14 protein-coding genes are annotated in these 13,483 nt (G+C 69.2%); 4 read left to right on the top strand and 10 right to left on the bottom strand.

The genetic code is table 11. From position 1 onward, the window contains the following. Positions 1 to 40 precede the first annotated feature (40 nt). The 4 genes from OG194_RS06760 to OG194_RS06745 are packed head-to-tail and all read right to left on the bottom strand — an operon-like array spanning position 41 to position 4,751. On the bottom strand, positions 41 to 1,573 hold the full coding sequence (locus OG194_RS06760) for a beta-N-acetylhexosaminidase (RefSeq protein ID WP_327399931.1): 1,533 nt from the start codon (positions 1,571 to 1,573) through the stop codon (positions 41 to 43). A 51-nt stretch (positions 1,574 to 1,624) separates the two neighbouring features. Next, on the bottom strand, positions 1,625 to 2,464 hold the full coding sequence (locus OG194_RS06755) for a carbohydrate ABC transporter permease (RefSeq protein WP_327399930.1): 840 nt from the start codon (positions 2,462 to 2,464) through the stop codon (positions 1,625 to 1,627). Then, complete coding sequence (locus OG194_RS06750; protein ID WP_327399929.1) at positions 2,461 to 3,450, bottom strand: carbohydrate ABC transporter permease; 990 nt, start codon at positions 3,448 to 3,450, stop codon at positions 2,461 to 2,463. The genes OG194_RS06755 and OG194_RS06750 overlap by 4 nt, the downstream gene beginning before the upstream one ends. A gap of 32 nt (positions 3,451 to 3,482) precedes the next feature. After that, positions 3,483 to 4,751, bottom strand: coding sequence for an extracellular solute-binding protein (locus tag OG194_RS06745; protein WP_327399928.1), 1,269 nt, complete (start codon positions 4,749 to 4,751; stop codon positions 3,483 to 3,485). Between the two features lie 269 nt (positions 4,752 to 5,020). Here OG194_RS06745 and OG194_RS06740 point away from each other — a divergent pair, with 269 nt between their 5' ends. Beyond that, a complete protein-coding gene (locus tag OG194_RS06740) occupies positions 5,021 to 5,860 on the top strand; it encodes a GntR family transcriptional regulator (RefSeq protein ID WP_327399927.1) in 840 nt (279 codons plus the stop codon). Here OG194_RS06740 and OG194_RS06735 read toward each other — a convergent pair. The 5 genes from OG194_RS06735 to OG194_RS06715 all read right to left on the bottom strand — a co-directional run bounded on the left by OG194_RS06735 (position 5,845) and on the right by OG194_RS06715 (position 10,159). Continuing rightward, positions 5,845 to 6,726 carry a hypothetical protein gene (locus OG194_RS06735; protein ID WP_327399926.1) on the bottom strand — a complete coding sequence of 294 codons (882 nt, stop codon included), beginning with the start codon at positions 6,724 to 6,726 and terminating at the stop codon, positions 5,845 to 5,847. The genes OG194_RS06740 and OG194_RS06735 overlap by 16 nt on opposite strands. Further along, positions 6,723 to 7,490: a MerR family transcriptional regulator gene (locus tag OG194_RS06730; RefSeq protein WP_327399925.1), complete on the bottom strand. Its 768-nt coding sequence runs from the start codon at positions 7,488 to 7,490 to the stop codon at positions 6,723 to 6,725. The genes OG194_RS06735 and OG194_RS06730 overlap by 4 nt, the downstream gene beginning before the upstream one ends. Positions 7,491 to 7,627: 137 nt before the next feature. After that, positions 7,628 to 8,179, bottom strand: coding sequence for a dinucleotide-binding protein (locus tag OG194_RS06725; protein WP_327399924.1), 552 nt, complete (start codon positions 8,177 to 8,179; stop codon positions 7,628 to 7,630). A gap of 149 nt (positions 8,180 to 8,328) precedes the next feature. Further along, on the bottom strand, positions 8,329 to 9,111 hold the full coding sequence (locus OG194_RS06720; RefSeq protein ID WP_327399923.1) for an SDR family oxidoreductase: 783 nt from the start codon (positions 9,109 to 9,111) through the stop codon (positions 8,329 to 8,331). 208 nt (positions 9,112 to 9,319) lie between these two features. Next, positions 9,320 to 10,159, bottom strand: coding sequence for an SDR family NAD(P)-dependent oxidoreductase (locus tag OG194_RS06715; RefSeq protein WP_327399922.1), 840 nt, complete (start codon positions 10,157 to 10,159; stop codon positions 9,320 to 9,322). A 175-nt stretch (positions 10,160 to 10,334) separates the two neighbouring features. Here OG194_RS06715 and OG194_RS06710 point away from each other — a divergent pair, with 175 nt between their 5' ends. Beyond that, positions 10,335 to 10,799, top strand: coding sequence for a MarR family winged helix-turn-helix transcriptional regulator (locus OG194_RS06710; protein ID WP_327399921.1), 465 nt, complete (start codon positions 10,335 to 10,337; stop codon positions 10,797 to 10,799). 47 nt (positions 10,800 to 10,846) lie between these two features. On the opposite strand, the gene OG194_RS06705 is transcribed toward OG194_RS06710, so the two are convergent. Next, positions 10,847 to 11,707 carry a helix-turn-helix transcriptional regulator gene (locus OG194_RS06705; protein ID WP_327399920.1) on the bottom strand — a complete coding sequence of 287 codons (861 nt, stop codon included), beginning with the start codon at positions 11,705 to 11,707 and terminating at the stop codon, positions 10,847 to 10,849. A gap of 207 nt (positions 11,708 to 11,914) precedes the next feature. Here OG194_RS06705 and OG194_RS06700 point away from each other — a divergent pair, with 207 nt between their 5' ends. Continuing rightward, positions 11,915 to 12,763 carry a helix-turn-helix transcriptional regulator gene (locus OG194_RS06700; protein ID WP_327399919.1) on the top strand — a complete coding sequence of 283 codons (849 nt, stop codon included), beginning with the start codon at positions 11,915 to 11,917 and terminating at the stop codon, positions 12,761 to 12,763. Positions 12,764 to 13,203: 440 nt separating this feature from the next. Beyond that, positions 13,204 to 13,449: a hypothetical protein gene (locus tag OG194_RS06695; RefSeq protein WP_327399918.1), complete on the top strand. Its 246-nt coding sequence runs from the start codon at positions 13,204 to 13,206 to the stop codon at positions 13,447 to 13,449. Positions 13,450 to 13,483 lie beyond the last annotated feature (34 nt).

The raw sequence follows: 13,483 nt of genomic DNA, 5'->3' as shown, positions 1-13,483 counted from the left end.
GGAACGGGACAGATGGGTGGGGGAGTTGAAGCGGGACAGGTCAGGGGTGGTACGGGACGCCCAGCGCGTCGAGGCGGGCCGTGTGCTCGTCGAGCCGGGAACGGAAGTCCGCCCAGTCGGTCGCGCCGCTCCAGGCGCGGTCGGCCAGCGCGCACAGGCGGGGGTAGGTGAGGTACTCGATGCGCTCGGGCGTCCTGACGAACTCGGTCCACAACTGGGCCTGGGTGCCCAACACCCGCTCGGCCGCGCTCCGTTCGGCGTCCTCGGGAACGGGGTCGTGGGCGTGGACGGCACGCAGATCGACGACGCCGCCGGGCTGGCCCTTGGGCTCGCCCGGGTCCTCGGACTGGGCGTAGTCGAGATAGGTCGCCCGGTGATAGGCGCTGATGACGGGGTGGCCGCGGCGCGCCGCCGCCAGGGTGTGCGCCGCGTCGCGCCACGTCATCACCGTGAAATCCAGGGGCAGTTCGGCCCCCGTCTCCGCCCAGCCGACCGGTCGCCGCCCGTGCCGCACGAGGAAGTCGCCGATCTGCCCGAGGAACCAGCCGTGCAGCGCCGCAGGGCTCGACAGGCCCTGCGCAACGGCCCGTTCGCGCGCGGCGACACTGTGCGTCCACTCGGCGGTGGGGCACTCCTCGCCGCCGACGTGGATGTACGGCGAGGGGAAAACGTCCATGACCTCGTCGAGGACCGTACGGCAGAAGTCGAGGACCTCGTCGTGGACCCCGAGGACGGTGTCGCACACGCCCCAGCGGGTCCAGACGTCGAGGGTGCGCTCGGGGTTGTTGCCCAGTTCGGGATAGGCGGCGAGGGCGGCGCGTACATGCCCGGGCATCTCTATCTCCGGCATGACGGTGACGCCGCGAGCGGCCGCATAGCTCACCAGGCCGGCGAGTTCGGCCCGGGTGTACGAGCCGCCGTGCGGGACGCCGTCGTACAAGTCGCGTCCGGCGGGACCCAGTTGGGACTCGGCGCGGTGGCCGCCGATCTCGGTGAGCTTCGGGTAGGCGGACACCGGCATGCGCCAGCCCTGGTCGTCCGTGAGGTGCAGATGGAACACGCCGATCTTGTGCAGCGCCAACAGATCGACGTACCGGCGGAGATAGGAGACGGGCTGGAAGTGCCTGGCCACGTCCAGCATCGCGCCGCGCCAGGGATGACGGGGGAGGTCGGTGATCTCGACGCACGGCAGCAGCCACTCCGCGTCGGGCTGCCGAGTCTCCGACAGGGCCTGCGGGGGCAGGAGTTGACGGATCGTCTGGATGCCACGCAGCAGTCCGGTGAGGTGCGCGGCGCGCAGCAGTACGGCGTGCGGGGCGACGGTGAGTCCGTATCCCTCCTCGCCGAGACCGGCCAGCCCGGGGTCGAGCGTGAGGGTCAACCGGCCCTCGGGGGAGGCGGGTAGAGGCAGCCCGGTGGCCGGGGCGAGCAGGGTGCGCAGCAGGTCCGCGGCCGGTTCGGCGCCCGTGCCGATGTGCAGCGCGGTGTCGGCGTCGAGTGTGAACCGCCCTGGCCTGGCTGCCGACTTGGTGGGGCGGGGGACGAGGGAGTGCACGGAACGCTGTGCGGGCATGGATCGTCTCCGGAGCGGGGCGGGGGTGTGTGGGGGAGGCGGTGCGGCGGCTCAGCCCTTGACCGCGCCGGCCGCGAAGCCGGAGGTGACATGGCGCTGGAGCAGCAGGAACACCACAAGTGCGGGCGCGGCGAAGAGAGTTGAGGCGGCCATGGTGGCGCCCCAGTCGGTGCCGAAGACGTTCTGGAAGGAGGACAGCCACACGGGCAGCGTGCGGTGGTCCTGCTGCTTGATGATCAGGAAGTTGGCGTACGTGAACTCGTTCCACGCCGTGATGTAGCCGAACAGCGAGGTCGCCATCAGCCCCGGCGCCAGCAGCGGGAACGCCACCCGCCGGAACGCGCCGAACCGGGTGCAGCCGTCGACCTGCGCGGACTCCTCCAACTCCGGGGGAATCGTGCCGATGAAGCCACGCAGCACGATGATCGTGAACGGCAGCGTCATCATGAAGTAGACGAGCGTCAGCGTCGGCAGCCGGTCCAGCATGTCGGTGTCCCGCGAGATGATGTACACCGGGATGATCAGGGACTCCCAGGGCGCCATCTGCGCGATGAACACCATCAGCATGAACTGCCGGCGCCCCTTCCACTTCATCCGGGCGACCGCGTAGGCCGCGCCCAGCGCGATGACGAGGGCGAGCAGGACCGCGCTCAGCGTGACGAGGAGACTGTTGCGCCAGAACAGACCGAAACCGGCGGCACCGACGGCCGTACGGAAGTGGTCGAGGGTCCAACTCTCCGGCACGATACGGGGCTTGTCGGACTGGATGTCCCGGGTCGGGGTGAACGCGGTCGCGACCATCCAGTACACCGGGAAGAGGCAGACCAGGACCGTGACGGCGGCGGCGGCGTTCAGGGGCAGGCGGCGGACGCGGGGCCGGGTGGTGCTCATGCGAGCTCGTCCTCCTGGCGGAACATCTGGCGGAAGTAGAGGACGAGCACGCCGGACATCAGCACGACGGTGACCATGGAGGCCGCCGCACCGAGGTCGTAGCGCTGGCTCGACAGGGCGGTCTGGACCGCGTACACGGGCAGGATCGTGGTGGCGTCGCCGGGACCGCCATTGGTCATCACCCAGATCTGCACGAACGCCTTGAACGTCCAGATCACTTCGAGCGAGAACACCAGCAGGTAGATCGGCCGGACGATCGGCAGCGTGATGGAGCGGAAGATGCGTGGTCCCGACGCCCCGTCGAGGCGCGCCGACTCGTACAGCTCGGCGGGGACGGTGGTGAGCGCCGAGTACAGGGTGATCGCAGCGAACGGCACCGACTGCCACACCACGAGGACGACCACGATCGCGAAGGCGGCCGGCCCGTGCGCGAACCAGGGATAGCGGTCGAAGGACTCGAACCCCAGCCCCGTGAGTACCGAGTTGACGATGCCGAACTCCGAGTGGAACAGCCACTGGAAGACGGTCGTCGCCGAGATGACCGGCATCGCCCAGGTCAGCACGAGCGCACTCAGCACCGCGGTCCGCCCGAACCGGCCGAGCCGCTCCACCATCAGCGCGACCAGTGTCGACAACGTCATGATCAGGACGACGTTGATCCCCATGAAGAGGAACGTGCGCCGTACGACCTCCCAGAAGTGCGGGTCGCCCAGCAGCGTGCCGTAGTTCTTGAGCCCGACGAACTTCGCGTGCCCCACGATGAGTTGACGCAGTCCGAAGTCCTGGAGGGAGATCACCACGGCACGGATCAGCGGGTACACGAGCAGATAGAGCGTGCCGAGGACGGCGGGCGCGATCAGGACGTACGGCCAGAGTCCGCGGCCTGCGGTCCGTGCCGGGCGGCGCGGATCCGGGCCGGGGGAGCGCCGGGACGGGCCGGTGCCGAGCGGGGGACGTGGGGTGGTCTGTTCTCGGACGGCCGACACGGCGTTCCTCCTTCCGATGAGCAACGGGCAGGTCAGGAAACGGAGTTCATCGCCGCGGTGATGGCGTCGGACGCGGTGGCCGCCTTCTTCTGGATGTCGCCCCCGGTGAGGACGGCCGTCATGTAGTCCTTGATCGGGTTCTTCGCCTCTACGGCGGCCCAGCCGGGAGTGTTGGGTGTCGCGTGGCCCTCGGCGGCGCCGACCGCCATCGTCGCGGCGCCCGGGTCGGAGGCGACCGCGGAGGCGAGGCTGGTCCTGTTCGGGACGTAACTCATCGCGAGCGCGAGCTTCTTCTGCCAGGCGCCGCCGGTGAGTTCCTTGACGAAGGTGTAGGCCGCGCCCTGCTTGGCGGACGCGGTGGGGATGACCAGGTCGGAGCCGCCGGTGAAGACCGCGCCGGGGGTGGCGGCGGTCTTGCCCGGGATCGGGAAGAAGCCCAGCTTGCCCTTGAGTTCGGGGTTGTCCTGGACAACGGCCGTGGCGCCGCCCGGAGTCGAGATGACCTGGGCGACCTTCCCCTTGGCCATGACGTCGGCCTGCGGCGGGTTGGCCTCGTCGGAGTCCTTCGGGCCCTTGCCGAGGGCCTGGAGCTGCTCGTAGAACCGCATGCCGTTGATCGCCTCGGGGGTGTCCAGCGTGCCCTTCCACTTGCCGCCCGACCGGGTGGAGAGGTCGCCGCCCTCGTCCCAGACGAAGCCCGCGAGGGTGTACCAGCTCTGGCCGGGCAGGTAAATTCCCTGTGTGCCACCGGAGTTGAGCTTCTTGGTGGCGGCGATCCACTGGTCGCGCGTCTTGATCGTGGACGCGTCGATGCCGGCCTGCTTGAAGAGGTCGGTGCGGTAGATGACGACGCGGTTGGCGGCGTAGTACGGGATGCCGTACTGCTTGCCGTCGTAGGAGCCCGGCTCGGCGAGGCCCTTGAGCCAGGTCTTCCCGCCGAGGTCGGCCACCTTGTCGCTGAGGTCGAGCAGCCCCCCGCTCTGCGCGAACTGGGCGACCTGGGTGTTGCCGGTCTCGATGACGTCCGGTGCGTCGTTGCTGGCCAGGGCTGCCGTTACCTTCTCGCCGATCCCGTCCCACTCCTGGATCTGCACCTTGACCTTGATGTCCGGGTGGGCGGTCTCGAAGCCCTTGACGAACTCGTTCTGGAACCGGGCCGAGACGCTGTCCCGCATCAGCCAGACGTCGATGGTGGTGTTCCCGCCGGAGCTGGTGCCGGAGGAATCGGAGGAACTGCTGCAGGCACTCAGTCCGGCGGTCAGCACGAGCACGGAGACGCCGGCGAAGAAGCGGAACTTCACGGTTCACCTCTGGAGGACATGAACTGACCACCTGACCAGTGAAGCCCACTGGACAGCTCACCTCTCGATGTGGGGATGAAGGTGGCATAGACCAATGGGTGCGTCAACCCCCTCTGTTGTGAGGGGACTTGGCGTGCTAACCGGGCGGGGCCGGGATGATCACGGCTCGCCGGTGGTTACACTGCCCTGGTCAACAGGGCGATTACGGGCGACTATTGGGCAACTGGTCAAGTGGTCAACCGGGGGTTCCTTGCATGAGGGAGTGCGACATGAAGGCCGACGCGCCAGGCGCGGTGCTCAAACGGGAGCGGGTCCGCGACTTCATCCTCGACCTCGTCGAGTCGCACCACCCGGGGGACGCGATCCCCTCCGAGCGGGTCCTCTGCGCCCAACTCGGCGTGTCCCGGCCGACGTTGCGCGCGGCGGTGGACGAACTCGTCGCCGCGGGGCTGCTGGTGAGGGAGCACGGACGCGGGATGTTCGTGGCGCCCGAGAAGATCACCCAAGAACTCGTCTCCACCGAGCAGACCATGACGGCACCTCAGGCCGCGGGGGCCTGGTCGAGCCGTCTGCTGGAGTTCACCACCGTCCCGGCCGGCGCCCGGGTGGGCCGCAGACTACGTCTCTCGCCCGCCGCCGAGGTCGTGTACGTGGCGCGGTTGCGCCTGGTCGACGGCGCCCCGATGGCCATCGAGCATCTGCACATCAGGGCCGATCTGGTTCCCACCCTGTCCGCCCAGGAGTTGGAGGCCGGTGACCTGTACGAACACCTGCGGGAACAGCACGGCGTACACGTCCAGGAGGCGGTCCAGGCGATCGAGCCGACCGTCGTCACCCGGGCCGAGGCCGAACTCCTCGACGTCCCCGAACTCTCCCCGGCCCTGCTCTTCGAACGCCTCACCTCGGACACGACGGGCCGGCCCGTCGAGTACGTCCACTCGATCTACCGCGGCGACCGCTACCGCATCGTCTCCCGCCTCACCCTCGGCCCCTCGGTCGCGGCGCCCTCGACCCCCCTCGGCCACCACCCCGGCATCCCCCCGGGCGACTTCGCCCACCGCGACACGATCGCGTCGTCCACGCGGGGGGACATTCAGTCGGCGTCCTGAGGCGCGGGTGCGGGTGCGGGCGCGGATGCGGTTCGTGCCTGAGTGACCGCGTCGTAGAGGGACTTCGGGTCGTCGGCGTGCAGCCTGATCACCCGTACGAGGCGCGGGGCGCCGAGGAGTTTCGGCGCGTTGACCGGTTCGGTCAGTTCGAGCGTGAGGGAGGTCTGGGAGCCGATGGGCAGGTTCAGCTCGCCGTCCTTCTTCGCGTGGGTGAACAGCGACTCGCGCCGGAAGGCGGCGATCCGGTCGACGGGAACCCGGATGTCGACGTTGGCCGCCTGCCGCATGCGCAGGACACCCCCGGCCAGGACATGCGGCCGGGTGACGGCAGCGGCGTGCATACCGAGGACGAACAGCACGGTGTAGACGTCGACGACCAGGAGGACCGCGTGGACGACGGGCCACCGGGCGAGCAGGAACGACAGGGCGACCGTCTCGGCCACGCACACGAACGTGAGGCCGTACATCATCGCGGCCTGGTCGCGGGCGTGCGGGAAGACACCGTCGGCCTCGCCGACACCGTGCGGACGGCGTACGACCCACCGGACCAGGCTCGCCATGATCCGCGCCTCGTGCGCCACGTACCGCGCCACACCCTGAGGCACGAGCCGCTCGAACGCCTGCCGCCGGGACAGGCCGAGCCGCCGTAGCCGCAGCCAGACGTAGGCCTCGGCGCCGAGAAGCACCAGCAGGAGCAGGTTGCCGCCGAGCAGAACGGCATCGGGCACCGGAACCCCGCTGAACAGGCAGATGGCCAGGGCGAGTTGGGCGGGTACCGTGACGGCGCGCAACGTCCGCAGGACCGGGCCTCGCACTGGAACTTCGGGCTGGGTGAGGGGCGTCTGGATCTCCGACGTCGTCGTCATGACGGGTCTTCCTGTCGGTCGTTCGCGAACTGTCGGTGCTGTGCGAGTTCGATCGCACGGTGCACCGCCGCCGACTGGGCCGGTGCCAGGTCCGCGAAGATGGCGTCGGTGAGACCGCCGTCGGGCTGGTCGGAGAACCGGGTGGCCAGGTCGTCGGGCAGCAGGGCCGCCAGCGCGGCGGCGGCACGGGTCACCTCGGGGTCGTCCGGCTCCTTGTCGGCGAGGGCGTCCAGCAGGCCGTACATCTCGCCCGCGTGCTCGGCCATTCCCCGCAGCGTCTCCATCAGCCGGACCCGGTCCGCCTCGGGGGCCACGGTGTCGAGGAGGGCAAGGATCTCCCGGTCCTTCACGGCCATGGGGGAGTCCGGCAGTTCGCCGAGGCCCGCCAGCAGCGCCGTGAGCTGCGGCGACAGCGGCGCTTCGGCGGTCAGCCGCCCGCCCCGCGCCTCGGCCAGCAGTGCGGCGAGTCGCTCGCGCCGCTCCCGGATGACCGCTTCCTGCCGGCCGAGGTCCTCGTCCAACTCCTGGAGGACTTCCACCAGTTCGCGGCCCTCGTCGTCCGCGAGGACGTCACGCACCTCGTCGAGCCCGAGCCCCAGCTCGGTCAGCCGGCGGATCCGGGCGAGCAGGACGGCGTCCCGGATGCCGTACTCCCGGTACCCGTTGCTCCGCCGTACGGGTTCGGGCAGCAGCCCGAGCTGGTGGTAGTGCCGCACGGCCCGCGGGGTGACCCCGATGAGGGCGGCGATCTCGCCGATTCGCATGGCTTCAGTAGAAACCCTGACGTTGCGACAAGGTCAAGGCGACGTGGGCGGCGGGTGGTGTGACTCGCGGTTCGGATCGGTGCGGGGGAGCGGACCGGTGCGCCCGGGGCCCTGAACTACCCCCGCCCGCACCGCACTTACAGCTCCCCGGGCCGCCCGTACCGGTAGAAGAACGGACCGCCGATCTGCCCGGCCAGTGCGCGGGTCAGGCCCGAGCTGTCCTCTAGGAGGCGGGCGCCCGGGTCGAGGTCACCGACGTAGAGCGGGTCGAAGCCCGCGTCGGTGATGAGCTGTGCGGTGATGTCCTTGGCGGCCGGTTCGGCGGCGTAGAGGTTGCTCGGGGTGACTCGCTGGGTGCCGATCTGGTCGTAGGCGGAGGCGAAGACCGTGTTGAAGGACTTCGCGGTCGGGCCGCCGACGATCGACTTCACCTGGTGCGCGAGGGAAGGGAAGGCGGGGTCGCGCTCCGAGTAGAGGTTGGTCGCGTCGATGGTGACCTGGCCGTTCAGGCCGGTCACGCTCCGCAGCGCCTCGGCGATCTGGTTGCCGGGGACGGCCACGACCACCACATCCGCGTCCGAGGCGTCACCGCCGTCCCGGCCCAGCGTCCTGACCTGGTGCCCGGCCTTCTCCCACAGGCGGGCCAGGCCGCCGCCGACGTGTCCTCGTCCGATCACCGTGATGTTCATGTCGGCCTCCGGTCTGCCTGGGATTGCGCGTCCTCGTTGACGTATCAACAAAACACGATTGATGTTGTCGTGTCAACCAACGCCGCCTGGGTGGGGGAGGAGCAGCGCCTGGCTGTTCCTCCCCCACCCTGAGGGGATCAGGGGGGATCTCAGATCGCCTGTGCGGTGGGCAGGATGGTGATCTCGGTGAGGTTGACGTGGCGCGGTACGGCGGCCATGAAGGCGACGGTCTCGGCGATGTCGGCGCTCTGGAGGACGTCGATGTCGCTGATCAGGTCGGCCATCAGCTTGGACGCGTCGGCGTCCGTGACGTGATCGGGCAGTTCGGTGTCGACCATGCCGGGCTCGATGGTGGCCACGCGGACCATCTTCGGACCGAGCTCCACCCGGAGCAGCCGGGTGAGGTGGCTGATGTACGCCTTGGTGCCGGAGTAGATCGAGAACTTCGTCAGGATGCGGGTGGCCGCGATCGACGAGGTGTTGATCAGGTCGGCCGGCCTGCCCGCGGCGGCGGACTCGGTCAGGTGGGGGAGGAACGCGGCGATCACGTTCATCAGCCCGCTAATGTTGAGGTCGATCTGGCGCTGCCAGTCGTCGACCTTCAACTCCGCGATACCGGAGATGAGTTGGACACCGGCGTTGTTGAACACCAGGTCGGCCTTGCCGAAGCGCTCGGCGGCCTGATCGGCGGCGGCCTGGACGGCGGCGCGGTCCGTGACGTCGACGGCCAGGGCGAACGCGGTGCCGCCGGCGGCCTCGATGTTCTTGACCACGCCTTCCAGTCGCTCCTTGCGGCGGGCCAACACGACCACGGTGGCGCCGAGTTCGGCGAGCCGTTCGGCGGTGACGGCGCCCATGCCGCTGGACGCGCCGGAGACGACGGCGACACGGCCGGCGAGGGGGGTGCCGGTGAGCAGGGCGGAAGCAGACATCACGGAACCTCAATCACTGAGATGGGGAAGATGTTTGACTATGTGTCAGGTGCGAAAGGTGCTGGCAGGTATGGCAGGTGTGTCGGGTGGTGGCCGGTGCGGGCGTCCGAACTTGCCGGGCACGGGCGCCCGAACTCGCCAGGCCCGGGCGCCTGGACTCGTCGGGCCCAGGCGTGCGAACTCTTCGTGCCCGGGCGCCCGTTGTGCGTCAGGCGGCGTCGTCGTGCCCGGTGGCCGCGGACTTCTCGCGCCACGGGGACAGATCGTCCTGCACCTGCTGGTACTTGACCTCCAGCCGCTCCAGGGTGTCGCGGCCGAGGTAGAGGTGGGTGGGCAGCTTCTCGGTGCCGGTGACCTCGACGATGAGCGCCGCGCCCAGGACGGGGTCACCGAGCTGCGCGTGGTTGGCCCGGTCGATCCAGTCGAGCGTCACGTGGGCCGGGGTGTCGTCGTAGTCGGCGATACGGTTCGCGGCGACCGAGAGGGAGCTGGAGTCGAGGAAGTCCGTGCGGAAGACGCCCGGTTCGACCACCATCGACTGGATGCCGAACGGCGCCATCTCGGCGGAGAGCGCCTCGCTGACGCCGGCGACCGCGAACTTCGACGCGGAGTACAGGCTGACCCCGGGCTCGCCCTCGAAGCCCGAGCGCGAACCGATGTGCACCAGCTTGCCGGAACGCTGCTTGCGCATGACGGGCAGGACAGCGCGGGTGACGTTGATGAGGCCGAAGACGTTGAGGTCGAACAGCGACCGCGCCTCAGCGTCGGTGATCTCCTCCAGTGCCCCGAGCAGACCGCGGCCGGCGTTGTTGACCAGGACGTCGATACCGCCGAAGCGCTCCACCGCGGCCTCGATCGCCTGCGGGATGCTGTCGTTGTCCGTGACGTCCAGGGCGACCGCGAACACGTTGTCGGACTTCTTCAGGTCGTCGGGCACCCGCTCCGGATTCCGTACGGCGACCACGACATTGTTACCGCCTGCCAGTGCGGCCCGGGCGATTTCCGCGCCGATTCCGCGGGAGGCGCCGGTGACAAACCACGTAGCCATGGGGAAAACCTCTTTCGTCGCTTCCCCTTGTGGGGGGATTTCTTGTTGACGAGTACGAGTCTGTCCCTTCGGCGCGGAGCTATGAAGGCAGCGGTTTTCCTGGGAGTCCCACACCCAGGAACGGGCATTGACCGACCAAGTCCGTGACATGTCAACAAGCTGGTACCGTGAGGCCATGTCCGAACCGCGATGGCTCACTCCCGACCAGGCCGACGTCTGGGCGAAGTACCGGAGAGTGCGCCGCGAACTGCAACGGGCCCAGGACCAGCAGTTGCAACGGGATTCAGGACTCTCGGCCGCCGACTACGCGCTCCTCGCGCCCCTGTCCGAGTCCGTCGGCGGCGTGCTGCGCGCGCGGGAGCTGGGGGCCGAGGTCGACTGGGAGCGCAGCCGGCTGTCCCATCAGATCAGCCGCATGGAGAAGCGCGGGCTCGTCACGCGCGAGCCCTGCGCGGACGATGCCCGCGGCTCGATGGTGCGGCTCACGGAAAAGGGCCGGGAAATGATCGAGGCCGCCGCACCCACCCATGTGGAGAACGTACGGCGGCTTTTCTTCGACCCGCTCACCTCGGACGAGGTACGCCTTTTCGGCGATTTCCTGGACCGGATACTGGGAGCGGTCGAGCGTAATTCCCGGTAGCGCAATTCCCAGTAACACAGCTCCCGGTAATTCGTAACCTCGGGATATTACTGCGCGTCCTGCACCTCGGGCGCGCTGAGCGAACCCAGCAGGGCCAGGCCGTCCGCCGAAGGAGAGTCCGGCTCCGCCTGCAGGATGACGAGCTGCTGACCGGGCGCGCTGCGGATGGTGAGCGCCTCGTGCCGCAGCTCCAGGTCTCCCACCACGGAATGGCGCATCCGCTTGACCTCGTAGGGCGGGACCCGGGTGTACTCGCGGGCCCACAGCGAGCGGAACTCGGGGCTGCGCACGGACAGTTCGCCGACGAGTTCCAGGATGCGGGGATCCTCGGGCGTGCTCGCGGCGGACTGCTGGAGATCGGCGACGGCACGGTTCTTCGCCCGCTCCGGGCTCCGGTAGAACGTCCTCGCGGCGGGGTCCAGGAAGAGCATGCGCAGCACGTTGTCGTGCTGGGCGAAGTCCCGGTAGAGGGCGTCGGCCAGGGCGTTGGTCGCCAGCAGGTCCTGGGCGTGGCCGACGACGAAGGCCGGGGTCCTGGTCCAGCTCTCGATCAGCTGCCGCAGATGCGGGCGCACCCGCTCGACCCGGGACGGCGACTTCGTACGACGGCTCGTGGGTCGCGCCAGCCGGAACAGTTCGAGCCGTTCCTCCTCCGCCAGCCGCAGCACACGGGCCATGGCCTCCAACACCCGTACCGACGGGCTGAGTTCACGGCCCTGCTCAAGTCTGCTGTAGTAGCCCGGGCTGACCCCCGCGAGCGCGGCGACCTCGTCGCGGCGCAGCCCGGGCACCCGTCGCCGGCCGGAGCCGGTCAGCCCGACGTCGGCGGGGCTGACGCGCTCCCGGCGGGAGCGGAGGAACTGACCCAGCCCTTCCACCGGGTCGGGGCGCACGTCGTCGTTGTACATACCGTCGAGGCTAGGCGGAAAACACCCGGAGAAGTTCGGCCGACGGTGGGTGCGTCGCACCCAGGATCACGGCTCCCGGGGTGGCGCGGAGGAGCTGCGGGGAAGGTCGGTCGGGTGGTGAATCACGCTGTGTGAAGAGTGTGGAACCTGGTGCATCTGTGCACGAGCGGCCCTTCTCGACGATCGAAGAGCATCTAGTCTTGCCGCATGAGCAATGGGACCCCTTTGGGGGATTTCCTCCGGGCCCGCCGCGAGGCCCTCAAGCCCCAGGACGTCGGTCTGCCCGAGTACGGGCGACGCCGGGTGCCGGGACTGCGCAGGGAGGAGGTCGCGCTGCTCGCCGGAGTCAGCTCCGACTACTACATCAGGCTGGAGCAGGGACGCGAGAACAGTCCGTCCCCGCAGGTCCTGGAAGCCGTGGCGCAGGCGTTGAAGCTGGACGCGGAGTCCGCCGACCATCTCAACCGGCTCTGTCTGACGCCCTCGCAGCGGCCGCACGACCGGGGCGAGGCGGAAGTCAGCACGCAGTTGCTTCAGTTGATGGACGGCTGGGAGCACACCCCGGCGTTCGTGCTCGGCCCGGCGCTCGACATTCTCGCGGGCAACTCCCTTGCCACGGCGCTGCACAGCGGGTTCGACGCGTTCGACAACCTCGCCCGCAACGTGTTCGTCGACCCGGCGGGACGCGAGTTCTACCAGGAGTGGGACCGGGCCGCGCACTCCTGTGTCGCCGAACTCCGGGCCGCCTACGGCCACGATCCCGAATCGGCCCGTATCGCCGAGGTGGTCGAGGAACTGTCCGCGGAGAGCGAGGAGTTCGCGGGGATCTGGCGGCTGCACGACGTCAAGAGCAAGTCCCAGGAGGGCAAGCACCTCAAGCACCCGGACGTCGGCGACCTGCACATCGCCTTCGCCGCGTTCACCGTCAACGGCGCCCCGCATCAGCAACTCGTCGTCTACCAAGCCGAACCGGCCGGCCCGACCGCGGCCGCCTTCGAGACGCTGAGGGCGCTGGCCGCGGAGCCGAAGAAGGTCGGCGCGAACGCGAACACGTAGGCCCGGGCGAACGCAAGCACGTAAGCACGTAAGCACGTAAGCACGTAAGCACGTAAGCCGAGGCTGGTCCTCCCGCACCCAGGAAAACCGCGGCCTTCATACCGGCGCGCCGTCTGCCGAGACTCGAAGCGACAGACAGCGCGCGCACCGGCCCCGCCGCCGGGACGCGCTCTGTACGGCGTCATAAGCGGACATGATCACTGTGAAGGACCTTCAGCCGCACCCCCTGGACCAGGCGCACCGGTTGATCGAACCCGGTCCCGTCATCCTCGTCACCACCCGGCACCGGGGCGTCCCGAACGTGATGACCAACGGGTTCAACATGATGGTCCGCCACGCCACGCCATGCCCCGCCGCTGATCGCGTGCACCATCGGCCCCTGGGACCACAACTGTTCCGGCACGGGCGTCGACAAGTTCGAGGAGTTCGACCTGACCGCCGTGGACGGCGAGAAGGGCCAGGCACCGCTCGTCGCGGAGTGCTTCGCCAACATCAAGTGCAGGGTCGCCGACACCACCCTCGTCGCGCCCTACAGCCTGTTCCTCCTGGAGCCGGTGCGGGCTTGGACCGATCCATCGCAGCCCGCCCCGCGCCTTTTCCACCACCGCGGCGACGGCACCTTCACGCTCGACGGCCCGACCATCGATCTCCAGGACCGCATGACCAAGTGGCAGTACCTTCTGTAGGCCAGCGGATCACACGGAACCTGTAGGCCAGCGG

This window comes from Streptomyces sp. NBC_01288, assembly GCF_035982055.1.
Lineage (GTDB): Bacteria > Actinomycetota > Actinomycetes > Streptomycetales > Streptomycetaceae > Streptomyces.
The sequence above is the reverse complement of the archived record's forward strand: the minus strand, read 5'-3'. Positions and strand labels throughout refer to the sequence as shown.

Bases quoted from the DNA above. Each gene is read 5' to 3' on its own strand.
- OG194_RS06720 (WP_327399923.1), bottom strand. From the start codon at position 9,111: ATGTCTGCTTCCGCCCTGCTCACCGGCACCCCCCTCGCCGGCCGTGTC.
- OG194_RS06705 (WP_327399920.1), bottom strand. From the start codon at position 11,707: ATGTACAACGACGACGTGCGCCCCGACCCGGTGGAAGGGCTGGGTCAG.
- OG194_RS06760 (WP_327399931.1), bottom strand. From the start codon at position 1,573: ATGCCCGCACAGCGTTCCGTGCACTCCCTCGTCCCCCGCCCCACCAAG.
- OG194_RS06740 (WP_327399927.1), top strand. From the start codon at position 5,021: ATGAAGGCCGACGCGCCAGGCGCGGTGCTCAAACGGGAGCGGGTCCGC.
- OG194_RS06755 (WP_327399930.1), bottom strand. From the start codon at position 2,464: ATGAGCACCACCCGGCCCCGCGTCCGCCGCCTGCCCCTGAACGCCGCC.
- OG194_RS06735 (WP_327399926.1), bottom strand. From the start codon at position 6,726: ATGACGACGACGTCGGAGATCCAGACGCCCCTCACCCAGCCCGAAGTT.
- OG194_RS06710 (WP_327399921.1), top strand. From the start codon at position 10,335: ATGTCCGAACCGCGATGGCTCACTCCCGACCAGGCCGACGTCTGGGCG.
- OG194_RS06725 (WP_327399924.1), bottom strand. From the start codon at position 8,179: ATGAACATCACGGTGATCGGACGAGGACACGTCGGCGGCGGCCTGGCC.
- OG194_RS06715 (WP_327399922.1), bottom strand. From the start codon at position 10,159: ATGGCTACGTGGTTTGTCACCGGCGCCTCCCGCGGAATCGGCGCGGAA.
- OG194_RS06730 (WP_327399925.1), bottom strand. From the start codon at position 7,490: ATGCGAATCGGCGAGATCGCCGCCCTCATCGGGGTCACCCCGCGGGCC.
- OG194_RS06700 (WP_327399919.1), top strand. From the start codon at position 11,915: ATGAGCAATGGGACCCCTTTGGGGGATTTCCTCCGGGCCCGCCGCGAG.